Genomic DNA, 26,095 nt, shown 5'->3' with positions numbered 1-26,095 from the left:
AGTAAAAAAAAATTGACCACTCGCCAAGATAGGTAAAATAAAAAACGAAGGCATGAACCTAGTAAAAACATACCTTGAGTTACAAAAGCTTTTATTCAAAGCATTTATTTATTTATTTTATTTATACTTATTTTCATCATTTTTCATGAATTCTGGCCACATAGAGACCAAGGAACTCTACATTTCATCAAGAAATATGTAGATTGCCCTGCTTTAATTAATTTTAAGTCCTCGCTCTATGCTCCCCTGAATTCAGTATTCGATGTAACTTTGAAATTAAATTTATTAAAATCTATCACAAACCCTTATTTTCACAACACATCATTTGTTTCAGCTTACCTTGCGAATATCGGATCAATGCTCAGCTTTAAGATAGTCAACCAATTTCTCCGCACTGTTCTTAACATCTGCTTCCGAAAGGTAAAGTGTCCCATATTCTGTAAACGCAGGGAGAAAACGCATTCCTATATAGTTAGCAGTGACTTGAAACGGTCTGATAAGCTCGCTGATCGTGATATTATATTCTCCGCCTGCTTGATAATCAGATTCCTGTGCACCTAAGGAGATAGCTAAGAGTAGTTCTTTTCCATGCAATTTAGTTCCTCCAGTTCCATAAGCCCAGCCATGTGTTAACACATCATCTTCCCATTGTTTTAGTAACGCGGGACTGCTGTACCAATACATTGGAAACTGGAACACGATACGCTCATGATCTACCAGGAACTGCTGCTCTTTTTCCACATCAATGATAAAATTAGGATATTCACCGTATAGGTCATGAACCGTAATGTCTTTCTCTTGCTTTAAACGATTCATCCAGGTCTTGTTGACAACAGACGTTTCCAAATTAGGGTGTATAACGATAACTAATGTTTTCATTTGACTGATTATCCTTTCTTCGCCGATTAGTTATTGCTTTTACGATAATGAATTGATTCTCATTTTAAAATAGCAACTTTATTTACAGCTATTTTATTCCTTTTCATGAATTCAGGGCAACTAATTGGGCATCAAAATCAATTATGACTTAAGACATTGTTTTGTAGAAATCCGATATAACAGAATAATCCTCTGAATAATCCCAGTATATTCCCCATCTTTTATCTGAACGAGAAGGGAATCCATAATCAAACCCTTTTCGGTTGTATGCTTCTTAACTGTTTCATATCGCTTTTCTATGTCCGAGTAATTAAAAAATGCTTTATTTTCCGAAGCGCTTGTTGTTGATTCTATATGGTTTAATTTTTTGATTTTTTCTGTCAGAAATATAATTTTTATCCTTTGAAAATCCGGTCAGCTAGATCAATAATAAACAAGCTGAAGCCCATGTAATATGTGTTTTCATATTTTCACTCCTAGTACATGAATTTATTTAAAAATATAATGAACCTATTTCAAATTAAGATTAACTGAGAGCTTAATCTTTTTTCATAATGAAAAAAAGAACCTTTTTAGGCTCTTTTATTAGATATTATCCATTCTTTTTCTCACTTTTTTACTAAGCTTAAAGCCGAATCTATTTATATACTCTTCGTTTTTCACCATTATTTGATATGCCTCTATGATTGGCAAGGTACGAATCAAGATATAGACACCTACAGCTATCAAAACTACACAAACTGGATAGTAGGCAATTAAACCTGAGGCTATATGTTTTCTTTCAAGAAGAAAAGGGATTACGCCTGCTACAATAGAACAAACTCCAACGACCATGATAGCAGCATACCTTCTTTTAATATCTGTATATCTCGCTGTCAGCTCTTTATGATGATTTTGATCAAATATGAGAGCCTCTTTCTTGAGTACCTTATATTTATCTTCTTCCGTAATCATTCCTGTCACAATAGCTCCAATGCCGAGTACTGCTATAATAATGATAAGGAGTGTATAAATAGCTGGTTCTTGTTTAAAAACCAAATAAGGGACAGTGGAAAAAATAAGCATGCTCAGTCCGAAAGATAAATACTTGAAAACTTTGCGTTGATGCAATAAAAAGCCGTCTGCCATTTCTCTGCTTACATAATATCCTTCTTTGTTATCGGGATGAGGTTCAGCAGAGTCTTTTAACAAATAATCAATTGATACTTCGAAAATGTTTCCAATCATTAGAAGCTTTTCTGTTTCAGGAAACCCTTGCCCATTTTCCCACTTACTAATCGCCTGCCTTGTCGTGTTTACTTTCTCTGCTAAAGCTTCCTGTGACAGACCTTTTTCTTTTCGCAGCTTAAAAAGTTTTTCACCAAATGTCATAGTTAAGAACTCCTTTACTTTGATGACTACATTGTATGAAAACAGCGCTCTCCGTTCTATCTTCCAGCAAATGCACTTTGTCAACTTACGGTTGCAACCATGTTATACGGTGTGTTTTATACCTATTATGATCATGTTTTTGATAAGTGAAAGTTTTCATAATTAAACATCTAATTCCTTTTCCTTCTTAAGTATAGATAAACAATAAATTCTTTTCCACTTTTTATTCACCCTCTAAAACTTGTGATGTACATTTTTTTATTTCCACTCCTAATTATTTAATTCGTCCAAAAGTTACAAGGGATGAATTATTCTAACAAGTGGAGTAAAAAGAAGTAAAAACCTTAAAAATAAAAAAGAGCACAAAAAAATACCAAAGGTCTTCTACCCTTGGTATCATTGAGATGCGGCCGAGAGGACTTGAACCTCCACGGGTTATTCACCCACTAGGCCCTCAATAAAGTGAATCTTTGTTTTCTGTTATAAAACCTTTATATATCAGTGTTTATTTATATTGATTATAAAGTTTTATAATGATTTATTCATATTGAGGAGTAAAATTGGAGTAGCGGTCTTTTTAAAAAAATTACCTTATTATTGATGTTTACTTAGTAACAGCCCTGCTCGAAGTAATCGGTTAAGGTGAAAAATTAAGATTAAACACGAAAAAGCAGGCGCTATTTACCTGCTTTTTAAAAATTTTTATGCCATGAGAGTATTTTAGCTTTATCCTAAACTTAAAATTCTTTTTATTACATTAGGAATAACAAAAGACCGCTTGATTTCTTTATTTACTTGTATAATGTCTTTTTGTGTTTTCCCATTCTCCTCCCAAATAACTTCTACTGTATAATCATTATTCATATTTGGTGGATCTCCCATTATCGCTACTGCTATTTTTTTAGCATTCTTAGGTTCATCTGTTGCGTCACCTGATGCCTCAACAACACCATTTTCTTTAAACACAACCTCTTTTATTGAAAACTCAGAATCCCTTTTCCATGTAATATGAACCGCCCATAAGTCTTGCCTTGCAAGATCTATGTCTTTTTCAGGAGAATAGATAACACTCCATTTTCCATCTTTTGAATTACCCTTCAAAATAGGAGGTTGGTGGGTGCCAGCATAAATAAACCATGCTAAAAAAACTAGCAGCCCAACAGAAACAATACTCGCTAAAATAAACTTACTTTTTTTCATTGTTAACTCCAATCTCTATATGTAATAAATGGGATGTAAGCTTATTTTACACCAATGAATTCTCATTTCGTTCAATTCATTACCTATCCTTAAATAATTTTTTCGAACTTCATAACTTATCCATGGTAATATTTAGATATAAAATCACTGAAAGGATTGGACAATGAAGGTATTTGAAGCTAAGTCTTTGTTATCTGAAGCTGAAAACCGAGCAAAAGATTATAAAGAATTGAAAAATCAATTGATTAAGCTAAGAAAAGCATTTAAGGCTGTTGCTGATCTGGATGATAGTGAGTTCTCTGGCAAGGGAGCAAACAATATCAAAGCATTTTATCACGATCATGTGGGTGTCACTGATCAATGGATTGATTTAATTGAAATGAAGATCGCTTTCCTTACTAGTATCTCCGGTGTATTAGAAGATGCCAGCTTATCTGATGCATATATCGAGGAATCCTTCTTGGAACATGAATTAGCAAACGCATATAAAAAATCAAAATCAATTATGTCTGAGCAGAAGAAAGCAATGAAAGATATTCTGAATGACATCGATGACATTCTTCCACTTGATTTATTTTCAACAGAGACTTTTAAGGATGAGCTCTCTTCTGCCGAAAACAAACGGAAAAAGACTGTTGATAAAATAGGCGATGTGGACAAAAACTTAAAAACTGAATATGCAATAACTGAACCTAACGAACAATTCATTAAAGCAGACTTTCAAAAGTTACAGGAATCAACAGGTAAGGGCAAGAATGCTACACCCCTTCACTATAATGCCAAGGCATATCGTGAGAGCGATATACATAAGAAAAAAAGCGATATCAAGAAGCAATCTGAAGCTTATTTGAAGATCAAAAAAGAAGAATCTAAAAAACGCGAAATAAAAGATTTGAAAAAACAGCTTGTAAAGGTAACAGATCCAGACGAGTATTTAAAAATTGCGAAGAAAATAGGATACGAGAATTTGGAACCTGACCAGCAAGTTTATTTCCGCCAACTCGAAGAACTCCAACAAAAAGCTGAAATTGGAAAAGGTATTGCAGTGGGAATGTATGAAGCAGGTAAAGATACAGTGATGGGTCTCTATCAACTTGCAAGACACCCAATTGAATCGCTTTCTGGAACTGTGAACGCAGCCTTACATCCAATCGATACTTATAAGATCATAGCAAAAGACATAGAAGACACATTTCAACGTGATATGATTAATGGAGATAGCTACAGCAGAGCAAAATGGGTTTCCTATGTAGGCAGTACTGTTGTTCTTGCAATAGTTGGTCCGAAAGGTATTGATAAAGTATCCAAAGTTGCAAAAGCCGGTTCAAAAGTTGCTGCAATTAAGACACTTGAAGCTTCAAAAGCAGGAATAAAAAAAGGTATTGAATACGTTAAAATACCAAATGTTTTTGAACAACAGTATGCAATGGCTGGTGGTTCAGGGACTTTTCCATTCAACACAATAGATGGGGAGAGTTATAAAAAATCATTTCATCAGTTTTCCAAAAAGGTAGCTGATGTAACTCGAAAACCTTTTACGGGGAAATACATTGATGTTCCTTGGTTAAATAAAGAAAAATATACTGCTGCTGAAATAGAAGGAAAAGTGAAAGCTAAAGGAAATATAAAAGACGTAAGCCGAAAAGTGTATATGTTAAAAGATATAGACCTAAATCAAAAAAATCGTAAAGGCCAAACAAATCTTCAATTAATGAAACTTGGCAATGCACCTTTTGCAAAGGACGGAACACAAATAAACCTACATCATTTAATCCAAGAAGAACCTGGTACAATGGTTGAAGTTCCTGAAAGCCTGCACAAGAAATATCACAATATTCTCCATGGTTTAAAGGAAAACGGGCAAAGTTTTAGAAACAATCCCGAACTTTCTGCTCAATACGACAGTTTTAGAAAGAGATATTGGAAGTGGAGAGCACAACAATTTGAAAAACACAGTAAGAGGTGAATTTTATGGATTACTCAACAATACAAAAGTTTTTAGAAGAAAACAAAGAATTCTCTATTATCACTGGAGGAGTCAGCGAAAAAGAGATTCACGAGATAGAAGAAGAACTTGAAGTTTCTCTCCCCGAAAGTTATAAATGGTATTTAAAAGAGTATGGTTCTGGTGGTGCATACGGAACAATGATCCTTGGTTATGACTCTGAAGGCGCTGAAGTTGTAGAGCAAACAAAAGAATACAGAACATTTTACGGTCTTATACCAGGTCTTGTTGTTATAGAGTATATAGATGAATTCTCTTATTGTCTTGATACAAACAGAATGGTAGATGGAGAGTGTCCGGTTATTCTTTGGGATAACAGTGAAGGATATGGTTATACAGCTGCAAGTAATTTTCTTGAATTTTTTCTTCAGCGACTAGAAAAGGGTAAAGAGGACTTAGATGAAGATGAGGATTGGGAAGATTAATCTTTACAATTCTCAAAATAAAGGTGTTAGAAAACCATACCAAGATGCTTTGGTATGGTTTTCTAAGATAGACTCTCACCTTTTGAAATCTATATTTATTGCAATTCCTTTTTCATTCCCATCACCTACGTTTGTTATGAGTTTTAGATGATGATTAATTTGAATATGTACTATAAAGACTTATACCTCCAAACCAAAAATAATAAAGATACTAGTATTTTTGGTATCTTCCTCTAAATAAAATCCCTCAACTTTGTAAGTCCCATTATGTTTAAAGGATCTAAGATTCAGTACCTCCTTTGATTCTTTCACATTTATGGTAATATTTAGTTATGAATTCTCTACATTGACAGTTTTGAAGCCAAGTCCTTGTTATCTGAAGCTGAAACGGAGCAAAAGATATAAAGATCGTATGAGGTAGGGAGAGTAGAACAATTCTATCCTGAAAAGTAGGAGAGGTAAAATGTTTTATATTCAATCATTAATTCTTAGGCCAAATAAGAAGATAAACGATCTTTCAATCTTAAAAAATAATATTGACGATTACTTTGTTCCACTTAGCAATATAGAGGGACTAAAGAACATAAAACCACAGTTAGACTCTTACTATTTATCTGGGGCGATTATTTTAAAATATGGTGAACAAAATTTGCTTGATGTCACTATGTGGGACTTGGTTGACCAATTGTGGGCTTATTTTTTAAATCTAATTGAAGAAGCTATTGAAACAGGAAAAAGCGAAACTTATTTTCCAGATCAACCCCTTCTATTGAAAATGAAATCAATATCGAATGATATGTTGTTATTTGAAATTGACCAAAAACAAAAAGTATTACTACCGAAACTTGATTTTTTTGAATCACTCTTAAAGAATGCGAAAAGTTTCTTTGAAACTATGAATTTTGTTTTAGAAGGTAACTGTGATTATGAGTATGAACTTAATAAGATCGATGAATTGCAAACCAAAATCAAATGTATGTGAGGTTAAATGTGAATTACTCTAGAGTGAAAAAATTCTTTGATGAGAATAAAAAATATTCAATTCTTACTGGAGGTGTCATAGATAAACAAATAGGTACCAAGAAGTTGTAACTCGTCCTCAAAAATTATTTCTTAGAGATAAGAGTTTTCATTACATATTTTCAATTTTTAACATTGAACTTCCGAGAGGAGAAATCAAATGAATCCTTTATTGTTAGATGTGCCTTTACAATTGGAAACAGAAAGACTAATCCTTCGAGCACCACACCAAACAGGAGACGGGAAAATTGTAAACCAAGCAATTAGGGATTCCTTTAATGAATTAAAAGCGTGGTTGCCATTTGCTCAAGAACTTCCTACTGTTGAAGAAACAGAGGTAAATTTAAGAAACGCTCATATAAATTTTTTAAAGAGGGAAAGTTTTCGTTTTCTTATTTTTGATAAAGCTAGCAATAACTTTATTGGAATAACTAGCCTTCAGAGGATTGACTGGACCATTCCTAAATGTGAAATTGGGTACTGGGTAAATACTAAATTTGGCGGGAATGGATATATGACAGAAGCAGTAAAAAAATTAGCTACCTTTGGGTTACATAATATTAAATTTAGAAGAATTGAAATAAGATGTGAATCAACAAACCTCAAAAGTCGTGCTATTCCAGAAAAACTTGGGTTTGTATTCGAAGGCACTTTAAGAAATGATGATTTATCCGCAGATGGAAGCAAGCTGACCGACACTTGTTTTTATTCCATAATAAAGTAAAATCGTACGCTTAAAATAACGGATGCGTTATTAAAACAAAAAGGACATAACAAACATAACATATTTTGTATGCTAATATACTATGCCTTTTTATCTTATTTAACTATATACTTTTGCGGACAAATCAGACCACCTACTTAAAGTAAGTGGTCAGTTTTAGTCACAAAATACGTTCTGTTCAAAAGACACAAAAAATACCAAGGTACTCTAAACCCTTGGTATCATTGATGCGGCCGAGAGGACTTGAACCTCCACGGGTTATTCACCCACTAGGCCCTCAACCTAGCGCGTCTGCCATTCCGCCACGACCGCGTGATGATGAAATTGTGTTTGTGCTGGTTTATTAGGCTCTTAACCTAGTAAAACCAATTTGCGTGCACTTTGTAAATAAAGTGCGGGTGAAGGGACTCGAACCCCCACGTCGTAAGACACTAGATCCTAAGTCTAGCGCGTCTGCCAATTCCGCCACACCCGCAAAAATATAAGTGGTGAGCCATGAAGGACTCGAACCTTCGACCCTCTGATTAAAAGTCAGATGCTCTACCAACTGAGCTAATGGCTCTTACTATTCGATTTCAAAAAAATAAAAATGGCTGGGCTAGCTGGATTCGAACCAACGCATGACGGAGTCAAAGTCCGTTGCCTTACCGCTTGGCTATAGCCCAACGAAATGGAATGACCCGTACGGGATTCGAACCCGTGTTACCGCCGTGAAAGGGCGGTGTCTTAACCGCTTGACCAACGGGCCGATGGTTGAGAACTTATATCGAAATCTTATGGCGGAGAAGGAGGGATTTGAACCCTCGCGCCGCTTACGCGACCTACACCCTTAGCAGGGGCGCCTCTTCAGCCACTTGAGTACTTCTCCAATATGGCTCCACAGGCAGGATTCGAACCTGCGACCGATCGGTTAACAGCCGATAGCTCTACCACTGAGCTACTGTGGAATAATGAGACAAGACTTATTATATCAGCCTTGATTTTCAGTGTCAAGAGGTAAATGTTTTTATTTATCTCTCGTAACGACTTTTATAATGTAACATAGGCTTGCCATATTCGTCAACCTTTTTCACGAAAAAATTCTTTTTATTTTCCCGCGGCATTTTCCGCATCTGTATCTGTCAGGGTTCATAGCCCGCTTCTTTATATACTGTTGGCCGCAGGCCGTACAGATATACATATAAGTTTTTTTGTTTTCCGCTTTTTTCTTAAGGGGTGTACAGAACCTCGGCGCGTTGACTTGCTGCAAAAGCATTCTAAAATCTCTGTCTCTGTGCTTGTACCCTTTTCCTTCAAGGTGAAGATGATAATGGCAGAGCTCATGCTTGATGATGCCGATCAGCTCCTCCCTGCCGTGTTCAATCAAATATTTTCTGTTCAATTCAATGTTATGGGAGGTTAACAGGTACCTGCCGCCAGTGGTTTTAAGCCTATCATTAAAAAGCGCCTGATGGCGGAACGGCTTTTTAAAATACGTTTCAGAAATATCCTCTGTCAGCTTTTGAAGCTCTACATTATCCATAGTGCACCTCACTTAAAAAACATTGAACGGGACAATTCACCGTTCGCATACAATATGGTAATCACTGTCCCTCTTATGATAAAAGCTGAGGAGGAATGAGCCTATGCCAAATTGGCTTAAAAAGCAGATGCAAAAAGCGTTCCTTGAAAAAGATAATTACCAAATTAAACTGCTAAATCAATGCTGGTATTTCTATAGGAAAAAACACTGCTCGTAAGCAGTGCTTTTATTTTACCATAGACAGCGATACTCTGCCTTTTTGTACATCTACGCCGTCAACCCAAACTGTCACGATATCGCCGACAGAGACAACATCAAGAGGATGCTTGACGAATTGATTGCTGAGTTTTGAGATATGCACAAGCCCGTCTTGTTTGACTCCGATATCAACAAACGCTCCAAAGTCCACTACATTGCGCACGGTGCCCTGCAGTTCCATTCCCTCTTTCAAATCTTCCAACTGAAGGACGTCTGTTTTCAGCAAAGGCTTTGGCACCTCGTCGCGGGGATCGCGTTCCGGTCTTGTCAGCTGTTCACAAATGTCTTTCAGAGTAATTTCGCCGATTCCCAGCTCTTTTGCCGTTTCAGAAAGTGCCAGCTGATTGATTTTGTCCTTCAATTCCGCCGTGCCGATATGTTCTGTTGAAAGCCCGAGTTTTTTCAATAGCGCTTTTGTTTCTTTATAGCTTTCCGGGTGGATGCCTGTTCTATCCAAAGGCTCTGTCCCTTCCTGCACTCTTAAGAAACCGATACATTGCTCGTAAGTTTTCGCACCGAGCCTTGGGATGTCCTTCAGTTCTTTTCGATTTGAAAACTTTCCGATTTCCTCACGTTTTTTGACAACGTTGCCTGCGACAGACTTCGATAATCCCGCTACATACTGAAGCAGCGCGGCAGATGCTGTGTTGACGTTTACTCCAACCTGGTTTACGACCGTTTCGACGACAAACCGCAGAGATTCATTTAAGCGCTTTTGGCTGACGTCATGCTGATACTGTCCGACACCCACAGACTTCGGATCGATCTTAACGAGCTCCGCGAGCGGGTCTTGAAGTCTTCGCGCAATAGATACGGCACTGCGCTCTTCAACCTTAAGGTCAGGGAATTCTTCTCGGGCAAGCTCAGAAGCCGAATAGACGCTTGCTCCAGCTTCATTGACAATTACATAATAAATTTTGCGCGGCATATCCTTTAGTACATTGACAATGAATTGTTCTGTTTCTCTGGATGCTGTGCCGTTTCCGATCGCCACCATCTCGACTTGATATTGCTCAAGAATCTTTTTCACTTTTTCATGGGCTTCTTTTGTTTTGTTGACTGGCGCATGCGGATAGATTACATCAATTTTCAAGACTTTTCCGGTCTCATCTGACACAGCGAGCTTACAGCCGGTTCGAAAGGCTGGGTCAACACCGAGAACGGTTTTGCCTTTCATTGGCGGCTGAAGCAGAAGCTTTCTCAAGTTTTCTGAAAAAATATGAATCGCCTGTTCATCGGCTTTTTCTGAGAGCTCTTTCCTGATTTCACGCTCGATTGCCGGCTGGATCAGTCTTTTATAGCTGTCCTCAATTGTCTCCTGCAAAATCTCTTTTACGGATGTTGAGCGGTTTTTGATGATTTGTTTTTCTAAATACGCTTTAATGTGATCCGCAGGTGGTTCGATCGATACCTTTAAAATGTCTTCTTTTTCGCCGCGGTTCATTGCCAGCACCCTGTGCGGAACGACCTTTGCGATTGGCTCTTCATATTCATAATACATTTCATACACATTTTTTTCGTCCGTGTCTGCCGACTTTCCGGCAACAGACTTAATGGTTCCTTTTTTGAAGGTTTCCTGGCGAATCCACTTTCTGAAAGACGGCTCGTCTGAGATTTGTTCCGCAATAATGTGCTTGGCGCCTTCAATCGCTTCTTCTCGTGTGAACACTTCTTTTTCTTCGCTGATGTACTGGTCTGCTGTTTTTGCCAGACGATCATCTTGGGGGAGTGTCAGAATATAGTCGGCAAGCGGCTCCAGGCCTTTGCTTTTAGCAACTGTTGCCTTTGTTTTGCGTTTTTGTTTATAAGGGCGGTAAAGGTCTTCCACTTCCTGAAGCTTCACCGATTGCTCGATTTTACGTTTTAGATCATCTGTCAGTTTATCCTGCTCTGCAATCAGCCTGATGACTTCTTCTTTTCGCTGATTCAGGTTTTGTATGTATTGCCAGCGTTCAGAAATCGTTTGAATCTCAACCTCATCCATTGAACCCGTCTGCTCTTTTCGATACCGGGCAATAAACGGGACTGTGTTGCCGTCCTCAAGCAGACGGATAACACTTTCAACATGTTTTTGTGATAAACCTATTTCTTTCGCAATTTGCTGTTTTAAAAGGGCTGACGTTTCCATGTAACCAAAGCCTCCAATTTTGTCGTTCTTTCTCTAGTGTATCAAAAACCGAAAAAAACACATAAAAAAAGACAGCTGGCGCTGCCCGTATCTTTACTCATGTTTCAATAGTTCCTGTAAGCCGCTCAGAAAATTCTCTTTTTTCATCGCAGCTGCAAAGAAGGCTTGATCAATCTTCTCAACAATTGGCAAAGCCGCTGTTACTTTTTCTCCTCCTGTTTCTGTAAGAGACAGGAGGACCTCTCTTTTATCCTGGGGATTTTTGCTTCTTTCGATAAATCCTTTTTTCTCAAGCGTCCGCACAACCTCCGAAACCATCATGATATTGGTCTGGCTGAAGCTTGCAAGTTTTTTTTGCGTGACGGTTTCTCCGTGAGCAATCATATACTTGCACGAGGTCAGCAGAACAAATTGAACGTGGGTCAGGTCAAACTCAGCCAATTCTTTTCCCACTTTCCGCTGCCAGCTTTGCGTGGCCTGCCATAATAAAAAGCCCGGGCTTGTGTTCGGACCGCTAAATTTAGAGTGCCATTCCACTTATGTTAACTCCCATCGCTTGTGCTATTGTCAAAAAATCATTTTTGCTGATTTCAAAATGTCCTCTGCGAAATAAAAAGCCAAGATGCTTGGTTTCCTGAACAAATTCAAGCTTTGATTTAATGTCGTAAAAACCGATTTTATGGCATGGATAATAGTCTATATCTAATCGGTATGGAATAAAATTCGGAGCCATTTGATACGGATAGATATTTCCGCTTTTCACTTTGCCGATCGCAGTAAAGCTTCGCAGCAGTTTGCCATCTGGATATGCGTCTCTTGGAGAATAATAAATCAGCCAATCTCCCTCATTCATTTTGGCGAGCGGGGCTTTTTTTCCATGGCACAGCTGTGCAAAGCCACCGGCAGCACCTTTTAATACATGCTGCTCTGACACAACGCCGATCCAATAATTTGGGTTCATTTTATCACTCCTCCGCATAGGTGAACAAGCCTGCTGACAGCCGCCGGGATGTCTTTAGACAGTTCAGTACCAATGATTTCTCCACATTTTTTTGCTTCAGCACCATCTAATACAATTCCATGTGTGATACGCAAACCTTCTTTTTGCTTTTGAAGCACGTGAGAAAATTCCATTTTTACATTGTTATGCGGCATGTTGGCCATGATAGAAAATGACCGATGTTTCTCCACATGCTCAAGCCAAAAAGGAACTGTATGTCCTTGCAGAAGCAATGTTCCTTCCGTTCCCTTTTGAAATGGTTCTTTCAAAGAAGCTGATGCAAGACCCGCATCCCATTGATCCCATGTTTCTGTTTCCTGATAACGGCTCCAGATTTTGTCTATATCCGCATCAGCTATCGCAGTGTATTCATAATTCCACATCCCATAGGCCTCCTAAATGATAAGTTCACTTATTAATTATAATAAGCGCACTTACTAACAGTCAACCGCAAAAAAAAGAAGCTGGATATCCAGCTTCTTTTTCCGGTTTCCTAGGACAGATGTCCAAGAATATAGGTCAGATCATCTTTTCTCGATGTCGTATACATTTTCAGCGAATTCGATATGTCTTCTACCGATTGGCCCTTTTTCAAATGGGAGCGGATATCAGGTACGTTGAGTCCATCTGTATGTATAATGAACTTTGAACCCTTTTCATAGGTGGCGGTGTGCGTTTTGTATTTTTGCGGCTTGCCTGATAAATAGCCCGAAATCGGCAGAGGATAAAAGCTTTCACCAGACGGGGAATGCAGAATAAACCGTACATTGCCGACAGAGCAGTACGTAAACTGCCTTTGTTCAAAATTGATTTTCAGGATAGATGCTGTGGCGCCTCTTTTGTTTTTCATCGCCTGATTACAGCGTTCGATAATGCTTTGTACGTCTTCATTCGCATAGTTTTCCACTAAGTCTTTGATGGCTGCAGAGGATTCGTTTGCAAGCGATCCGCTTCCAAGTCCGTCAGCAACCGCGCAAATTAATTCCTTGTCATCAGCTTTCATAAAAAAGCTGTCTCCGCAAATCGATTTTCCTTCTTTATTCAGTTGATATACTAGAGTTTGAATATGCTCGTTTTCTTCAACCTGGATCATTACATTAACTCCATCGAGGGATCTTCAATCAAGGCCTCTCTGAGCTTCTTCACAGCTTTGCGCTGCAGACGCGAGACGTGCATTTGAGATATACCGAGAATGTCCCCAGTTTCTTTTTGGCTTTTGTTTTGAATATACGTAAGGTCTATGATTTGTTTTTCACGGTCTGAAAGGACATGAAGCACGCTTTGCAGCATCATTTGCTGGTTGACTCGCTCATATCCATCCTCCTGCGATCCGACGATATCAAGGATCGTGACGGTGCTTCCGTCCGAATCCGCTTCAATGCTGTGGTCAACGGATAAGGCTTGATAGCTTTTGCCCATTTCCATCGTTTCAAGAACCTCTTCTTCAGAAACATCGAGGAATTCGGCAATCTCTTCGACTTTCGGCGATCTTTGTGTTTCAGTCGTCAGCTGATCAACTGCCATTTTGATTCTTGGCCCCAGTTCTTTAATTCGTCTCGGCACGTGAACGCTCCATGTTTTATCTCTGAGGAAACGTTTAATTTCACCGATGATTGTCGGAATTGCAAAAGCTTCAAACGATTTCCCGACAACAGGATCGTATCGCTTAATCGCGCCGAGCAGCCCGATCATGCCGACCTGGCGGAGATCCTCGTGGAAGCTTTTGCCTTTTGAATATTTTTTCGCAAGCATGTCAACCAGATTTGTATACACCCGCACAAGCGTTTCCTGCGCCTGTTCATCTTGCTTTGTTTGGTAATCGCTTATGAGCCGATCGACTTCATCTTTAGTTAGTTTCGTAGTTTTTGATGGTTGTGTCATGATCAACTCGCTCCCCATTTAAATACTTTGTCATCGCTACAGTGACGCCGGAGTGATTTTGCACTCTAACTTCATCCATGAGCGTTTCCATTAAATATAGACCGAGCCCTCCTTCTGATAATTGATCAACTGTGTGCGAAGGTGTGTACGGCCCTAGATCCTGCTGCTTTTGATCAAAGTCAAAGCTGTCTCCTTCATCCGCCACAATAACCTCTAAACGGTCTTCAAACACACCGAATCGTATTGACACTTCCCCATTTTTATCTTCTTTGTAAGCGTGCTGAACCGCATTTGTGCACGCTTCACTGACTGCGATTTTCAAATCTTCAATTTCATCGTACGTATAGCCCATTCTGCTTGCGACGCCTGACAGCGTCAGTCTTATAATTCCTACATACTCAGGCTGGGCCGGCACTTTCATTTCGATGTAATCAGCGTTATTCTTCATTGCACTCCACCTTCTGACTTTGCAGAAATATCAATGATGTCCTTCAGGCCTGTAATGTCAAACAGTCGGATCAGCCGGTCAGAAAGATTTTCAAGTTTTAGCGAACCGCCTTGTTTTTTCACTGTTTTAAAGATCCCTACAAAAACGCCCAATCCGGTACTGTCCATGTAGCTGACATCTTTCAGGCAAATTTTTAAGTCCGCGCCTTGTTCTGCCAGAGGAACAAGCTTCTCTCTGAGCACTGGCGCTGAGTATACATCAATTTCTCCTGCAATGTTTACTTGTATATCATTCTCGTTTTGCCTCACATCAACATTTATATTCATCCGTATCACCTCAAATTTTCCTTCAAATCACTAGTTGCTTTATACCCTCGTCTGACAGACGTTAAACCTTTCTCCGCAAAACAATTAACGTAAAATCATCGTGAAGCTGAAAGTCCTGTAATTTGAGGAGGCTGTCATAAATGTTTTTGACCATTTCCTGCGCGGAGGAACACATATGTGCCTCAATGAGCTTCTGCAAATCAGGACGCTCCAAGAAACCGTTTTCTGTTCTGCATTCTGTGACGCCGTCAGAAAATAAAACGATCATATCACCCTTTTCCAGATGCTGATCGAATTGTCTGTAGTCATAATCCTGCGAGATGCCGAGAACGAGTCCTTTAGCCTCTAAATCATAAAACGCGTTGTCTTTTTGAGAATAATAGAATCCCGGTTCATGTCCCGCCGAAGCATATGTAAATCGATGCTTGTCCATATTGTAATTGGCATAAAACATCGTAATAAACATACTAGCGTCAACGTTTTGTTCAACAACACGATTTAAATTTTTCAGCACCTGAGAAGGGTGTATGCCCGTTTCCGGCAAAGAGTCCATTGCGTATTTAATCATGGACATACAGAGAGCAGCTGGAATGCCTTTTCCGATCACGTCCGCGATTGCAATATTAATGGATTCCTTGTCTTTGACGAAGTGGTAGTAATCACCGCTCATCTGTTTGGCAGGAACACTGATGGCGCCGATATCCAGCGCGTCCTCCTGCGGAATTTTTGTTCCGAGCAGCGTCTGCTGGACATTAGCTGCGATTTCAATTTCTGATTTGATTTCCTGCTGTATCCCTCTAAGGGTTTGATGCTCCTGATAAGCCATTCCATAACCAATCATGACTTCTATTAAAAAATCCAGCGAATGAAACACATCTTCCGGGAGACTTGGATACAGCTCCTTCAGCACTTTTCTATGAATACTGATGATTTCTTCCGGAGGAATTTGGTGCTCGATTGTTTTTCGGCTGAATTTTTGGGCTTGATATAAAGATGTTTCTGTTAATTCGGCTATATATCGGTTAAGCAGCTGATGATACCGCTGCTCAATAACCTCCCTAAAATCCACGTTCTTACCTCCTACCGAAGCCATTTGATGGCTTGTATCTCTGTTCCTTCCCCCGATACGGAATTTAAGCTGAATTCATCCATCAGCCTTTTGACCCCGGGAAGTCCCGCACCAAGTCCTCCAGACGTTGAAAATCCGTCTTCCATGACTTTTCGGATATCAGGAATTCCCGGCCCTTGGTCTTCCGCTATGATTTTCAGGCCCTTTTTTCCTCTGTCTGCGACCTGTTCAATTCCAATCTGCCCTTTGCCGGCATATAAATAAATATTCCTGGCTAATTCTGAAATAGCCGTTGTAATTCTAGCCTGGTCTACAGTGCCGAAACCCAGTTCTTTCGCAACGTTTCGTCCCAGCTGTCTGGCGGCTACAATATCCCATTCTGTCATGATTTTTACACAGGATTGGTCGTTCATTCGCTATTCCCCCAATTCCCGCTTCAATGTCTCAAGCCCCTGCTCTAAGTCGAGCGCAGTTTCGATTTCCTCAAGCGCGATTCCAAGTTCAATCAGCGTCACTGCCACAGCGGGCTGAATGCCGGTCAAGACAACTTTTGCCCCCATTAACTTGGACATTGTAATAACGTCACCCAGCACTTTCGCGATAAATGAATCAATCATATCCACAGATGTCAGGTCAATGACGACTCCGTTAGCACCTGTTTCATATATTTTATTTAATAAGTCTTCTTGAAAGGTTAATGCAGTTTGGTCATCAAGTTCCCATTGAATGGACACTAATAAGCAATTATACAGTTTCAAGATCGGGATTTTCGGATGTCTCAAAATGTTATTCCCCCAATGAAACGATTTTTCGATCCGTCATTTCCAATGCTGTTTGAATTCCTTTTTGCAGGGTATTCTTAGTTATAACTTGGGATAAATCAATCCCCAGGTTGACGATGGTTTGAGCAATTTCCGGGCGGATTCCGGCCAGCAGGCATTTTGCTCCGACAAGCCTTACCGCTTCTGATGCCTGAATAATATGATGGGCAACCATCGTATCGACGACAGGGACACCCGTAATGTCAATTAGCACGACCTGGGAACGGTGTTTGACAACGCCATTAAGAAGGTTTTCCATAATTCGTTTCGCGCGTTCTGTATCAATTGTTCCAACTAGCGGCATCACGGTGATATTTTCAAACACCGGAATAAGCGGTGCAGACAGCTCCTGCAGCGCGATCTTTTGCAGGGATACTGTTTTTTCCCATGAGATTGAGTATTGATTAAAAATTTCTGTGTTAATCGGGCTGAAAAATCGGTCAATCTGCCAGATTAACTCCGTGCTCTCTTGATCTGGCAATCTCTTATCATTCATTTTCGTGTAGAGACGTTTCCAGAATTCAGCAAGCGCAGTAGCCAAAAACTTCAAAGAAATTCCGATTTGGACCGCCCGAAGCGCCAGTTCACTGATTTGGCTTTCAGCAGCGTTTTCGTCCTTAACAGACAGCAGCACAATGTCGATATACTCTTTAGATATATTTTCATACACTTGGTCAGTCAGCTGATAGGATTCTTGATCGCTTAATTCTTTTAGTGTGTCAGTCCACAGTTGGAGCAGTTCATTTTGATTTTCGGCAATGAACTGGTATACAGTCTGGTTCGACATCAAATTCGCTTACCTCCCAATAAAAAACAACATATTTTTTCGTTATTTCATTATTATATCGTTTATGTTTTTTGAAAACAAAAAAAGTTGCTCTTTGTGAGCAACCTGCAAATATGTCTAAAAATCAATGAGTGCCAAACTGATTTGCAAGGCTTCATCAACCTTATCCATCATTTCATCATCCAGATGAGTAATCTTATCCGTTAACCTTTGCTTGTCAATCGTCCGAATTTGCTCCAGCAAAATAACGGAATCTCTTTCAAAACCGTAGCGTTTTGCATCGATTTCGACGTGGGTTGGTAATTTCGCTTTCTGTATTTGTGCTGTTATGGCTGCAACAATAGCAGTTGGGCTGAAGCGATTTCCGATGTCATTTTGGATCACTAAAACCGGGCGCACCCCGCCTTGCTCTGAGCCAACAACAGGAGATAAATCAGCAAAATAAACATCGCCGCGTTTCACAATCAAATGATTATCCTCCGCTGACTAAGCGCTCAACTGTCGTTTCAGCCTCGCACTCCGCAAAGTGAGCCTCAGAAGAAATATTCAGGTTGATTTTCGCCATTTCCATATAGCCGCGTCTCATCAAATCACGGTTGTGACGAGTTGTTCGTTCGCTGACATACGCTCTCACTGCTTGTGATATCAGTTCGTTTCTGCTTCGTTTCTCCCGCATCGCTACACCATCCAATTCAGCTACTAGGTTTTCGGGCAAGCTGATTTTCATTTCGGTTCTTGCGCTGGATTCAGACAAAAAACATACACCTCCACCAAACTTACGGATACGACTCTTTTATCCATCCAGTGATAATGATACCATTATTCACTCTTCAAGCAAAGCTGTTTTATAAATTCGCCATATAAGTAAGCTAATTGCTTGTATTGACCTGCAACAAAGGATTTCTTACTTCCATTATACTCCCATTTTCCAAAAACATACGGGGAACGCGGGAACTTATTGTACAGGCCACTTCATAGTTAATGGTTTTGAGCCTTCCTGCAATCTCATCCATGGAAATATATTCATCTCCCTGCCGGCCTATTAATGTGACTTTTGTGCCCGGCGGATATTCCTGATCCAGCTCCACCATAAATTGGTCCATGCAAATTCGGCCGGCAATTTTTAGGCGTTTTCCCTTCACAAGGATGTCGGTCCCCTTCAATTTTCGGAGCCAGCCGTCCGCATAGCCTACAGGCACCGTCCCGATCCATGTGTCTTTTTCTGCTGTGTACTCGGCTCCGTAGCTGACGCTCTCGCCTTTTCTGATCAGTTTGACATGCGACAGCGTCGAATGCAGGGTGAATGCCGGACGCAGCTGAAACGGTATCTCGTCCGAAATGTCAGCAGACGGGCGAAGGCCATACATGCCAATGCCGAATCTGACTGCATTAAAAAAGCCTTTTTTCAGCCGAAGTCCGGCGGCGCTGTTCGCGCAGTGTACCATCAAATTCTTTAACGGCAGCGGAGCAATCAGCTCTTTAAAACGCTCAAACTGCATTAAGAAATAGCCTCTTTCCTTTTCATCTGCTGTCGCAAAATGGGTAAATACCCCTTTGCACTTTAAACGGGGGTTGCGGTCAAGAATGGCCATCACGTTCTGAACTTCTTCCTCTGTTTTGACACCAAGCCTGTTCATCCCCGTATCGACCTTCAGATGAAAATGAAGAGGACCTTTTTTCGTGTGGCGGGCTGCCTCCTGAAGCCATTCAACGGAATAACCTGTTAAGGTCACGTCATACTCCGCAGCGATTGCCACATACTCCGGGGGAACCGCGCCGAGCACCAATATAGGCGCCTTCAATCCCTTTTTACGCAGTGAAATCGCTTCATCCAAAATGGCTACGGCCAAGCATGAAGCACCTGCGTCAAGAGCAGCCTTTGCTGTTTCTGCATCACCATGCCCGTAGGCGTTTGCTTTTACAACTGCCATTAGCTGGACATGTTCACCGATATGTTCTTTCATATTGCTGACATTTTCCTTTATCGCGGACAAGTCAATTTCCGCCCACGTATCCCTGTAAAAAGGTTTTGTGCTCATTACGACACTTCCTAGCTTTTATTCAATATCATTTACATATCATACTAAAATTAAAGGCCAAAGGGAAACGATGTCTAACGAAAAAAAGGCCAAATCATGTTTGGCCTTTGGCGGTTATTTCGATGATTGTCCCTGCATGCTTTTCGCTACTGTCACCATTTCCTCTTTAGAAAGATCTTTAGAAGAGAGAAGGTAATCGACGCCGTCATATGTCCATGATAATGATGCATCCGACAAAGCGCCGATGGTGTAGCCGAGGTTTACCGGTTCGCCGTTCAGCGTAACGGAGGAGGAGGCCTTGGCAATCTGGGCTTTTTCCTGAATTAACGTAAATGATTTTTCTCCTCCATACGTCATGATGATACGCTTCCCGTCTTCAGTAGAAATATCTTTTTCTTCAAGCAGCTTTACGCCAAGCGGCAGTTCCAGCGGCGTTTTGACCGCGAATGTATCGGAAGGCTTCGCGCTTGTGGCAACATCCATTTGAGAAAGGGTCATATTTTTCTTTTCGTCAAATGATTCTTTATCAAATTGTTTATTAAATTCGAAGCTGCTGAATTCTACTTTGACCATCACTTTCCGGTCAGTATCCATCACTTTGACAGATGACGGGCTCATATCCTTTTTGTTAAATGTGATTTCTTGCGTCGGCAGCATTTTGTTATGCTGATAGTTTGTTTTTGTTTCGAATACGTATTTCTTTTCTTTCGCTGTGAAAACTGCATCCGAATCGTTTTGAACATCCTTTACGAGCGATTCAAACAGATAGACCTGACTGCTGTTGTTCGGCCAGTCGCTTTGAAATCTGAAGCTCTTATTTAAAGACGGCGTGAGAACGAATACTCCGTTTTCATTTCGTAAAATGACTTGGTTTTGGTCCTTTTTCGGATTTTCTAAATAAACCCTGTACAGAGACGGCTTTTTGTGCCAGATTTCCACATTGTATACTTGAGGCTCACTCCCTGTCTCGATGGTCATTTTCGCTTTTGCTTTGTACGAGGTGTATTCTTTCGCCTTTTCATCTAACCCGGCCACAATATCTTGCTGTGTTTTTTGCCCGCAGGCAGAAAGAATAAGAACAGCAAGCAGTCCCGTTAAAAGCAAAACAAAGCTTTTTCTCACCTTTTTCAACCCCTTTTTCTCAATTGATGTAAAAGGAAGAAATCGCTTGTTTGACTTTAACGGTACGCTCGGTACACGTTTAGGCAGAACAGATGCGTACCATAAAAGCCTCAAACAACTTGTCTCCCTTAATGCACTATCAAATATATGAGTGGGGTTTCCCTAATATGCAGACTAGCTTGACAACCTTTCAATCACAACCTGCGCGGCAGCATATTCTTTTGTGTGAGTGATTGATACGTGAACGGCGGCCTGGCTCAGTTTGGTACAAATGATGTAGGGCTTGCCATTTTGGTCTTTCCTAATTTCAATGTCCTGAAAGCTGAGCTGCCTCCCTATACCGGTGCCAAATGCTTTTGAGAACGCTTCTTTTGCCGCGAATCTGCCTGCGAGAAATTCGATTTTTCTTTTCTCTGAAAGCTCACGATACTGGTCAAGCTCGCTTCGCGTCAAAATCCGCTCGGCAAACCTTTTCTGGCGTCCAGCCATAGAGGCGATCCGTTTAAGCTCGGTAATATCCAGTCCAATGCCGTAAATCATGTATGATAACCTCCTTTGCGCACGTACTATTTAAATGGTTTGTCTCATAAACGTGTTACTATAGATATACCAAAATGAAGAAAAGGGGCTCGGAATGTTTATACGGACTGAAAATTTTCAAACGTTTATCAGGCTTTATCCCGTTGTCACCTTTATATTGGCTTTGCAAGCTGTTCTTTGGCTGTTTTTTTCACTTCCTGTCCATTCAGTCGTTTTATGGAGGGATACTGTCGCAGGCTATAATCTAGGTGTCGCTAACGGTGAATGGTGGAGGCTGATCACACCGATTTTGCTGCACGCCGGTTTCACACATCTGCTGTTTAATTCCATGTCCATCTTTTTATTTGCCCCGGCTTTGGAACGCATGCTGGGAAAAGCGCGCTTCCTTCTTGTGTACGCCGGCTCCGGCATCATCGGCAATATCGGCACGTATGTTACAGAGCCGCTTGATTACGTGCATGTCGGGGCTTCAGGCGCCATTTTCGGGCTATTCGGCGTGTACCTGTTTATGGTTCTTTTTCGCAACGAGCTAATTGGGCAGGAGCATTCCAAAATGATCATCACACTGCTCGCATTTGCCGTTCTCATGTCGTTTATCAACTCCAATATTAACATGATGGCTCATCTGTTTGGACTATGCGGCGGGTTTCTTCTTTCGTTTTTGTGTGTGCAAAAAAAAGAGCGGCGGTATTAACCGTCCGCTTTTTCATATGAGTACCAGTTTAAAATGAAGGCTGCATCCTCTTCACCTACATCCCTCACCGTTAATTCTTCCATGTGGCTCGATGATTTCACTGAAGTAGAAATGGTATACAGGCGGCCTTTCTTTTGGAAATAGGATTGGCTGAACTTGCAAACCTGCATTCGTTTTTTGAGTACAATGGCGGTTGTTCTGCCTATAAATCTAGACGTCAGCTGCAGACGGTTCCCGTTGATTGTCCACGCAGCGTCTTTATACGCGAGATAGCCGAAAAACAATTCAATCGGCAGCAGGATGACAGACAGATAGCCCCATGGCTGAAAGAAGATACATAACGGGATGATCAAAAAGAGTGAAAAAATGACAGAACGGAACAAATAGCGTTTCAACGCGCGCCGCGGCAGGCGGCGGCAGTTTTCTTCCAGCGTGTATTCCGGCGTAAATGTTCGGAGCATGAGCGGAAGCTTTTTTTTATGAATCATTGGAAAGAGAATGGTCAAAGCACCTTCTTCTTTTTCCCGGTCGCCGCCGCCCGCACTGACGATGGACACCGTTACAAAGCCGAAAAGCTGCCGAATGATGTTTTCTTTTATTTTAATGGCTTGTATTTTTCGCAACGGAATCGTGACTTGATGTTTTTCAATAATTCCTCTTGAAATCACCAGTTCCTGCTCTTTTTTTATGATTTGAAAGTTCGCGTATCTAAACATCATGCCCGCAATGCTGAAAATCCAGGCGATAAATAAACCGATAAAAATGAGTACCGCGTAAATACCGATGCTGGCGTGCTGAAGAAAGGAAAATTTATCGAATAACCAATCCATCGGCAATACTTCATCGAGCTGGGAAATAAGCGCAAATACAGCCGAGATAATGACTCCGATTCCGCCGGAGGTAGAAGCGGCCATGAGCAATTCTTTCGCGTTCATGCGATAGTGCTCTTGCACCTCAACGGCAGGATCTAACTCCTCCTCAGCTTCAAGCTGTTCATCATCAAGTTCATTTTCTCGTCTTTGCGCTTTTTTCTTAAAGACAGCTTCTTTGATGCGTTCAGCCTCTTCCACAGAAATAGCAGAAAGAACGGCTTCTGCCTCCTTGCCTCCGCCTGCTGTTTCAATTTGCAGCTTCACAAGCTTAAAGATTTGCTGGACAAGGCCCGCGCTCGTATTCATCGTTTGAATCCGATCAATCGATATGTATCGCTTTTTCGTCACAAATAAGCCTTCTTCGATTCTAAATTCATCATCTTCAATTCGATAGGTAAACCTTCTCCATTTGATGATGCTTGCCGCTACAAGCCAGATGAACAGCACACCGAGCGCAATGGCTCCGTAAAAACGGACAGTATGGTTTGAATTGACGATATACACAAAAAAGAATGGCAGAATGATATTTTTTATTGTTTGAATAATGGTATGGCATAAATTCAAAATGACTGCTGCCGGGTGCAGACGTTTCGGTTCAGACATCATCGTCAGTCACCCTTGCCAGACGGGAAATGGAGTCTCTCAGCCGGTCCGCTTCCTCCATCTCTAAAGCGGGGATCGAATGAACGGTCGCAGCCGTGGAAATTTTCACCGTTGCGAGATTGTATTTTTTCAATAATGGCCCTTGCGACGTATCAACGTGCTGAACCCTGACCATCGGGACAATCACACGTGTCACCACAAAAATACCTGACTGAATATCTATTTCATGTTCATGGACTTCATATCGCCACACCTTATGACGGACCTTCGGAATGAGAAAGACCGTCACAATCGATCCCAGCAGCCAAACCGCGCCGAGCACGCCGCTGATCCAGTACGGCCAATGAAAATAATAGCTTAACACTGCAACTGCTATGACGATAAGCAAGCAAACAGCGGATATGATGATCTCTTGAAGTCGCCAAACCTTTAATCCGTCTGGACTGATTTGGTTTTTTGGCTGCTCTCTCAAAAATACCTACCTCCCTTTTTTTCGTCTTTACTTATACGTCTCTTGTACGGAAAGGTTTCATTCTTAAGCATACATAGAAAAATGGCTTCCGTCAGCTGAAAGTTTGCTGAATCACAAATCGCGAATATAAAAAAGCCCAAAACATGATGTTTTGGGCTCTGAATCGATCGAATTAGTAAGATTTTTTCTGGCGTCTGTCACCTGAAGAACGGCGATCATTTGAGCGCTTTTTGTCGTAGGAAGAACGGTTGTTGCTTTTCCCTTTTCCGCCGCGGTAACCGCCGCCTTGGCCGTCTCTGCGTTTAGAAGAGCGCTGGTTTTTGTAGCGTTTGCTGACCATCGGTGCTTCGTCTGTTAAGCGAACCGGTGTGTCGTCTGGCTCTTTTGTAGCCATTTTGATAGCCGCCGCAACCACTGTTACTGCATCATGATCTTCAAGCAGCTCAGCTGCCGCTGTCATGTAGAAGTTCAGGTTGTTTTCACTGATTGTTGTGCGAAGACGTTCAACAGTAACCTGCTGCTGGCCTTCTAACGCTTCATCAAGTGTAGGCTCCTTCATGCGGTCCATTTTGCGTTTTGTTGTTTGTTCAATTGCGCGAAGCATGCTTTTCTCACGCGGTGTAATAAACGTCATTGCCATACCTGTTTTTCCTGCACGGCCCGTTCTTCCGATACGGTGAACGTAGCTTTCAGGATCTTGCGGCACATCAAAGTTGTACACGTGTGTTACGCCTGAAATATCAAGTCCGCGAGCGGCAACATCAGTTGCGACAAGAACTTCGATTGCGCCTTCTTTGAATTTACGAAGCGCAACCATACGTTTCGCCTGCGTTAAGTCACCGTGAATTCCTTCAGCTGCATACCCGCGAAGGTTCAGGGCTTCAGCCAGCTCATCGACACGGCGTTTTGTACGTCCGAATACGATCGCAAGCTCAGGAGACTGAATGTCAAGAAGTCGAGTCAGTGTATCGAATTTTTTGCGTTCTTGCACTTCCAAATAGAACTGCTGAATGTTAGAAACCGTCATTTCTTTCGCTTTTACTTTTACGTGTTCCGGCTCAGTCATAAAGCGCTCTGCAATGCGTTTGATCGGTGCAGGCATCGTAGCAGAGAACAGAAGTGTCTGATGCTCGCTCGGCACGTTTGAAAGGATAGATTCAATGTCGTCAATGAATCCCATGTTCAGCATTTCATCCGCTTCATCCATTACAACAGTATTTACATTGTTTAAACGAATTGTGCGGCGGTTGATGTGGTCAAGAAGACGTCCAGGTGTTCCGACAATAATATTCGGATTCTTCTTTAACGCCCGGATTTGTCGTCCAATATCCTGTCCGCCGTAAATAGGAAGAACCTTCGCACGTTTATCTTGTCCGATTTTATATAATTCTTCAGATACTTGAATGGCTAATTCACGGGTTGGCGCGATTACGATTGCTTGAATATTAGGAGACTCGGGGTTAATTTTTTCAACAAGGGGTATACCAAACGCAGCTGTTTTACCTGTACCTGTTTGCGCTTGTCCAATGACGTCTTTATTTGAAAGTCCGAGCGGTATTGTTTGTGCCTGAATCGGTGTTGCTTCTTCAAATCCCATACGATTAATTGCTTTCATGAGATCAGAACTTAAATTAAAATCTTGAAACGTTATAGTCAAATTATTCAAACTCCTTCTAATTGCTGTTTCAGTAATGTCGTGATTTACCACTTATAAAACTGCCCTTTAGACAAAAGGGACAGGATCCATCCGTATACAAAGCCCGAATTACTTTAAGTTTTATCTTACCATTACACTACTTGTTTTTCAATAAGATGAGAAGCAGATCGGCTTCTCGAATATGCCGGCTGCTGCTCCATCCGCTCCCATTTGTCCGGCGGAGAACTTTGGG

The 26,095-nt window shown here is 40.9% G+C and carries 29 protein-coding genes, 7 tRNA genes and 3 pseudogenes; 6 read left to right on the top strand and 33 right to left on the bottom strand.

The genetic code is table 11. The features are described 5' to 3' along the window. Positions 1-354: 354 nt before the first annotated feature. The 4 genes and pseudogenes from BFW96_RS15520 to BFW96_RS15510 all read right to left on the bottom strand — a co-directional run bounded on the left by BFW96_RS15520 (position 355) and on the right by BFW96_RS15510 (position 3,450). On the bottom strand, positions 355-879 hold the full coding sequence (locus tag BFW96_RS15520) for an NAD(P)H-dependent oxidoreductase (protein WP_069839929.1): 525 nt from the start codon (positions 877-879) through the stop codon (positions 355-357). Between the two features lie 217 nt (positions 880-1,096). Continuing rightward, a pseudogene (locus BFW96_RS21240) lies at positions 1,097-1,297 on the bottom strand (hypothetical protein); the annotation flags it as partial. A gap of 167 nt (positions 1,298-1,464) precedes the next feature. Continuing rightward, entirely contained in the window at positions 1,465-2,250 is a 786-nt protein-coding gene (locus BFW96_RS15515; RefSeq protein WP_069839928.1) for a helix-turn-helix domain-containing protein, read from the bottom strand. A gap of 726 nt (positions 2,251-2,976) precedes the next feature. After that, the gene (locus BFW96_RS15510) at positions 2,977-3,450 is read right to left on the bottom strand and encodes a hypothetical protein (RefSeq protein ID WP_069839927.1); all 474 of its coding nucleotides are present in this window, start codon (positions 3,448-3,450) and stop codon (positions 2,977-2,979) included. A gap of 163 nt (positions 3,451-3,613) precedes the next feature. Between BFW96_RS15510 and BFW96_RS15505 the strand changes: the two genes are divergently transcribed. From BFW96_RS15505 to BFW96_RS15490, 4 genes are all read left to right on the top strand, one after another. Beyond that, a complete protein-coding gene (locus tag BFW96_RS15505) occupies positions 3,614-5,416 on the top strand; it encodes a T7SS effector LXG polymorphic toxin (RefSeq protein ID WP_069839926.1) in 1,803 nt (600 codons plus the stop codon). A 5-nt stretch (positions 5,417-5,421) separates the two neighbouring features. Continuing rightward, entirely contained in the window at positions 5,422-5,880 is a 459-nt protein-coding gene (locus tag BFW96_RS15500) for an SMI1/KNR4 family protein (RefSeq protein ID WP_069839925.1), read from the top strand. 463 nt (positions 5,881-6,343) lie between these two features. Next, a complete protein-coding gene (locus BFW96_RS15495; protein ID WP_069839924.1) occupies positions 6,344-6,862 on the top strand; it encodes a hypothetical protein in 519 nt (172 codons plus the stop codon). 198 nt (positions 6,863-7,060) lie between these two features. Next, positions 7,061-7,624 (top strand): GNAT family N-acetyltransferase, encoded by a 564-nt coding sequence (locus tag BFW96_RS15490; RefSeq protein ID WP_069839923.1) that lies wholly within the window; start codon positions 7,061-7,063, stop codon positions 7,622-7,624. A gap of 228 nt (positions 7,625-7,852) precedes the next feature. Here the strand turns inward: BFW96_RS15490 and BFW96_RS15485 are convergent. From BFW96_RS15485 to BFW96_RS15450, 8 genes are all read right to left on the bottom strand, one after another. Next, positions 7,853-7,936 (bottom strand) — tRNA-Leu (locus tag BFW96_RS15485). Positions 7,937-8,017: 81 nt separating this feature from the next. Next, positions 8,018-8,099, bottom strand: a tRNA-Leu gene (locus BFW96_RS15480). Positions 8,100-8,110: 11 nt separating this feature from the next. After that, positions 8,111-8,186: transfer RNA gene (locus tag BFW96_RS15475), tRNA-Lys, on the bottom strand. A 28-nt stretch (positions 8,187-8,214) separates the two neighbouring features. Then, positions 8,215-8,289, bottom strand: a tRNA-Gln gene (locus BFW96_RS15470). A gap of 11 nt (positions 8,290-8,300) precedes the next feature. Beyond that, positions 8,301-8,372 (bottom strand) — tRNA-Glu (locus BFW96_RS15465). Positions 8,373-8,401: 29 nt separating this feature from the next. Beyond that, positions 8,402-8,492 (bottom strand) — tRNA-Ser (locus BFW96_RS15460). 4 nt (positions 8,493-8,496) lie between these two features. After that, a tRNA-Asn gene (locus tag BFW96_RS15455) sits at positions 8,497-8,571 on the bottom strand. 122 nt (positions 8,572-8,693) lie between these two features. Further along, a complete protein-coding gene (locus tag BFW96_RS15450) occupies positions 8,694-9,146 on the bottom strand; it encodes a SprT family protein (protein WP_014662863.1) in 453 nt (150 codons plus the stop codon). 103 nt (positions 9,147-9,249) lie between these two features. Between BFW96_RS15450 and cmpA the strand changes: the two genes are divergently transcribed. Beyond that, on the top strand, positions 9,250-9,363 hold the full coding sequence (cmpA, locus tag BFW96_RS15445) for a cortex morphogenetic protein CmpA (RefSeq protein WP_003225207.1): 114 nt from the start codon (positions 9,250-9,252) through the stop codon (positions 9,361-9,363). A gap of 9 nt (positions 9,364-9,372) precedes the next feature. Here cmpA and BFW96_RS15440 read toward each other — a convergent pair whose 3' ends face one another. The 18 genes and pseudogenes from BFW96_RS15440 to acpS form a co-directional block, all read right to left on the bottom strand. Then, positions 9,373-11,532, bottom strand: a complete 2,160-nt coding sequence (locus BFW96_RS15440; RefSeq protein WP_069839922.1) for a Tex family protein — start codon at positions 11,530-11,532, stop codon at positions 9,373-9,375. Positions 11,533-11,625: 93 nt separating this feature from the next. Continuing rightward, positions 11,626-12,069 carry a MarR family winged helix-turn-helix transcriptional regulator gene (locus BFW96_RS15435; protein ID WP_069148997.1) on the bottom strand — a complete coding sequence of 148 codons (444 nt, stop codon included), beginning with the start codon at positions 12,067-12,069 and terminating at the stop codon, positions 11,626-11,628. Then, entirely contained in the window at positions 12,053-12,493 is a 441-nt protein-coding gene (locus BFW96_RS15430) for an EVE domain-containing protein (protein WP_069839921.1), read from the bottom strand. The genes BFW96_RS15435 and BFW96_RS15430 overlap by 17 nt, the downstream gene beginning before the upstream one ends. Continuing rightward, a pseudogene (locus tag BFW96_RS21970) lies at positions 12,490-12,725 on the bottom strand (hypothetical protein). The gene BFW96_RS15430 and the pseudogene BFW96_RS21970 overlap by 4 nt, the downstream one beginning before the upstream one ends. Before the next feature lie 72 nt (positions 12,726-12,797). After that, positions 12,798-12,915 (bottom strand): annotated as a pseudogene (locus BFW96_RS21965) (hypothetical protein). Positions 12,916-13,025: 110 nt separating this feature from the next. After that, a complete protein-coding gene (gene rsbX / locus BFW96_RS15415; protein WP_040084112.1) occupies positions 13,026-13,625 on the bottom strand; it encodes a phosphoserine phosphatase RsbX in 600 nt (199 codons plus the stop codon). Beyond that, complete coding sequence (sigB, locus tag BFW96_RS15410; protein ID WP_014662857.1) at positions 13,625-14,413, bottom strand: RNA polymerase sigma factor SigB; 789 nt, start codon at positions 14,411-14,413, stop codon at positions 13,625-13,627. Before sigB ends, rsbX begins: the two co-directional genes overlap by 1 nt. Further along, positions 14,379-14,861, bottom strand: coding sequence for an anti-sigma B factor RsbW (gene rsbW / locus BFW96_RS15405; protein WP_003234299.1), 483 nt, complete (start codon positions 14,859-14,861; stop codon positions 14,379-14,381). Before rsbW ends, sigB begins: the two co-directional genes overlap by 35 nt. Further along, positions 14,858-15,187, bottom strand: a complete 330-nt coding sequence (gene rsbV / locus BFW96_RS15400) for an anti-sigma factor antagonist RsbV (RefSeq protein ID WP_069839920.1) — start codon at positions 15,185-15,187, stop codon at positions 14,858-14,860. Before rsbV ends, rsbW begins: the two co-directional genes overlap by 4 nt. Positions 15,188-15,248: 61 nt before the next feature. Continuing rightward, entirely contained in the window at positions 15,249-16,256 is a 1,008-nt protein-coding gene (gene rsbU, locus BFW96_RS15395) for a phosphoserine phosphatase RsbU (protein ID WP_069839919.1), read from the bottom strand. 11 nt (positions 16,257-16,267) lie between these two features. Next, the gene (gene rsbT / locus BFW96_RS15390) at positions 16,268-16,669 is read right to left on the bottom strand and encodes a serine/threonine-protein kinase RsbT (RefSeq protein ID WP_003240352.1); all 402 of its coding nucleotides are present in this window, start codon (positions 16,667-16,669) and stop codon (positions 16,268-16,270) included. 3 nt (positions 16,670-16,672) lie between these two features. After that, complete coding sequence (gene rsbS / locus BFW96_RS15385) at positions 16,673-17,038, bottom strand: RsbT antagonist protein RsbS (protein ID WP_003225190.1); 366 nt, start codon at positions 17,036-17,038, stop codon at positions 16,673-16,675. Between the two features lie 4 nt (positions 17,039-17,042). After that, positions 17,043-17,867, bottom strand: a complete 825-nt coding sequence (rsbRA, locus tag BFW96_RS15380; protein WP_083252894.1) for an RsbT co-antagonist protein RsbRA — start codon at positions 17,865-17,867, stop codon at positions 17,043-17,045. A 114-nt stretch (positions 17,868-17,981) separates the two neighbouring features. Next, on the bottom strand, positions 17,982-18,332 hold the full coding sequence (gene ndoA, locus BFW96_RS15375; RefSeq protein WP_003156187.1) for a type II toxin-antitoxin system endoribonuclease NdoA: 351 nt from the start codon (positions 18,330-18,332) through the stop codon (positions 17,982-17,984). A 4-nt stretch (positions 18,333-18,336) separates the two neighbouring features. Next, the gene (gene endB / locus BFW96_RS15370) at positions 18,337-18,618 is read right to left on the bottom strand and encodes a type II toxin-antitoxin system antitoxin EndoAI (RefSeq protein ID WP_003225183.1); all 282 of its coding nucleotides are present in this window, start codon (positions 18,616-18,618) and stop codon (positions 18,337-18,339) included. 115 nt (positions 18,619-18,733) lie between these two features. Beyond that, entirely contained in the window at positions 18,734-19,903 is a 1,170-nt protein-coding gene (gene alr, locus BFW96_RS15365) for an alanine racemase (RefSeq protein ID WP_069839918.1), read from the bottom strand. A gap of 114 nt (positions 19,904-20,017) precedes the next feature. After that, positions 20,018-21,034: a LolA family protein gene (locus tag BFW96_RS15360; protein ID WP_003234282.1), complete on the bottom strand. Its 1,017-nt coding sequence runs from the start codon at positions 21,032-21,034 to the stop codon at positions 20,018-20,020. A 165-nt stretch (positions 21,035-21,199) separates the two neighbouring features. Next, on the bottom strand, positions 21,200-21,565 hold the full coding sequence (gene acpS, locus BFW96_RS15355; protein WP_069839917.1) for a holo-ACP synthase: 366 nt from the start codon (positions 21,563-21,565) through the stop codon (positions 21,200-21,202). A gap of 94 nt (positions 21,566-21,659) precedes the next feature. Here acpS and BFW96_RS15350 point away from each other — a divergent pair, with 94 nt between their 5' ends. Next, complete coding sequence (locus BFW96_RS15350; RefSeq protein ID WP_040084115.1) at positions 21,660-22,259, top strand: rhomboid family intramembrane serine protease; 600 nt, start codon at positions 21,660-21,662, stop codon at positions 22,257-22,259. Here the strand turns inward: BFW96_RS15350 and BFW96_RS15345 are convergent. The 3 genes from BFW96_RS15345 to cshA form a co-directional block, all read right to left on the bottom strand. Further along, a complete protein-coding gene (locus BFW96_RS15345) occupies positions 22,256-23,737 on the bottom strand; it encodes a PH domain-containing protein (protein ID WP_069839916.1) in 1,482 nt (493 codons plus the stop codon). The genes BFW96_RS15350 and BFW96_RS15345 overlap by 4 nt on opposite strands. After that, positions 23,727-24,206 (bottom strand): PH domain-containing protein, encoded by a 480-nt coding sequence (locus BFW96_RS15340; RefSeq protein ID WP_014662848.1) that lies wholly within the window; start codon positions 24,204-24,206, stop codon positions 23,727-23,729. Before BFW96_RS15340 ends, BFW96_RS15345 begins: the two co-directional genes overlap by 11 nt. Before the next feature lie 172 nt (positions 24,207-24,378). After that, positions 24,379-25,863 (bottom strand): degradosome RNA helicase CshA, encoded by a 1,485-nt coding sequence (gene cshA, locus BFW96_RS15335; RefSeq protein ID WP_003246685.1) that lies wholly within the window; start codon positions 25,861-25,863, stop codon positions 24,379-24,381. Between the last annotated feature and the right edge of the window lie 232 nt (positions 25,864-26,095).

This window comes from Bacillus sp. F56 (genome assembly GCF_001748205.1).
GTDB lineage: Bacteria > Bacillota > Bacilli > Bacillales > Bacillaceae > Bacillus > Bacillus stercoris.
The sequence above is the reverse complement of the archived record's forward strand: the minus strand, read 5'-3'. Positions and strand labels throughout refer to the sequence as shown.

What these genes read in the sequence shown, in the direction of transcription:
- BFW96_RS15520 (WP_069839929.1), bottom strand. Translation starts at nt 879, where the DNA reads ATGAAAACATTAGTTATCGTTATACACCCTAATTTGGAAACGTCTGTT.
- BFW96_RS15515 (WP_069839928.1), bottom strand. Translation starts at nt 2,250, where the DNA reads ATGACATTTGGTGAAAAACTTTTTAAGCTGCGAAAAGAAAAAGGTCTG.
- BFW96_RS15510 (WP_069839927.1), bottom strand. Translation starts at nt 3,450, where the DNA reads ATGAAAAAAAGTAAGTTTATTTTAGCGAGTATTGTTTCTGTTGGGCTG.
- BFW96_RS15505 (WP_069839926.1), top strand. Translation starts at nt 3,614, where the DNA reads ATGAAGGTATTTGAAGCTAAGTCTTTGTTATCTGAAGCTGAAAACCGA.
- BFW96_RS15500 (WP_069839925.1), top strand. Translation starts at nt 5,422, where the DNA reads ATGGATTACTCAACAATACAAAAGTTTTTAGAAGAAAACAAAGAATTC.
- BFW96_RS15495 (WP_069839924.1), top strand. Translation starts at nt 6,344, where the DNA reads ATGTTTTATATTCAATCATTAATTCTTAGGCCAAATAAGAAGATAAAC.
- BFW96_RS15490 (WP_069839923.1), top strand. Translation starts at nt 7,061, where the DNA reads ATGAATCCTTTATTGTTAGATGTGCCTTTACAATTGGAAACAGAAAGA.
- BFW96_RS15450 (WP_014662863.1), bottom strand. Translation starts at nt 9,146, where the DNA reads ATGGATAATGTAGAGCTTCAAAAGCTGACAGAGGATATTTCTGAAACG.
- cmpA (WP_003225207.1), top strand. Translation starts at nt 9,250, where the DNA reads ATGCCAAATTGGCTTAAAAAGCAGATGCAAAAAGCGTTCCTTGAAAAA.
- BFW96_RS15440 (WP_069839922.1), bottom strand. Translation starts at nt 11,532, where the DNA reads ATGGAAACGTCAGCCCTTTTAAAACAGCAAATTGCGAAAGAAATAGGT.
- BFW96_RS15430 (WP_069839921.1), bottom strand. Translation starts at nt 12,493, where the DNA reads ATGAACCCAAATTATTGGATCGGCGTTGTGTCAGAGCAGCATGTATTA.
- rsbX (WP_040084112.1), bottom strand. Translation starts at nt 13,625, where the DNA reads ATGATCCAGGTTGAAGAAAACGAGCATATTCAAACTCTAGTATATCAA.
- sigB (WP_014662857.1), bottom strand. Translation starts at nt 14,413, where the DNA reads ATGACACAACCATCAAAAACTACGAAACTAACTAAAGATGAAGTCGAT.
- rsbW (WP_003234299.1), bottom strand. Translation starts at nt 14,861, where the DNA reads ATGAAGAATAACGCTGATTACATCGAAATGAAAGTGCCGGCCCAGCCT.
- rsbV (WP_069839920.1), bottom strand. Translation starts at nt 15,187, where the DNA reads ATGAATATAAATGTTGATGTGAGGCAAAACGAGAATGATATACAAGTA.
- rsbT (WP_003240352.1), bottom strand. Translation starts at nt 16,669, where the DNA reads ATGAACGACCAATCCTGTGTAAAAATCATGACAGAATGGGATATTGTA.
- alr (WP_069839918.1), bottom strand. Translation starts at nt 19,903, where the DNA reads ATGAGCACAAAACCTTTTTACAGGGATACGTGGGCGGAAATTGACTTG.
- acpS (WP_069839917.1), bottom strand. Translation starts at nt 21,565, where the DNA reads ATGATTTACGGCATTGGACTGGATATTACCGAGCTTAAACGGATCGCC.
- BFW96_RS15350 (WP_040084115.1), top strand. Translation starts at nt 21,660, where the DNA reads ATGTTTATACGGACTGAAAATTTTCAAACGTTTATCAGGCTTTATCCC.
- BFW96_RS15345 (WP_069839916.1), bottom strand. Translation starts at nt 23,737, where the DNA reads ATGATGTCTGAACCGAAACGTCTGCACCCGGCAGCAGTCATTTTGAAT.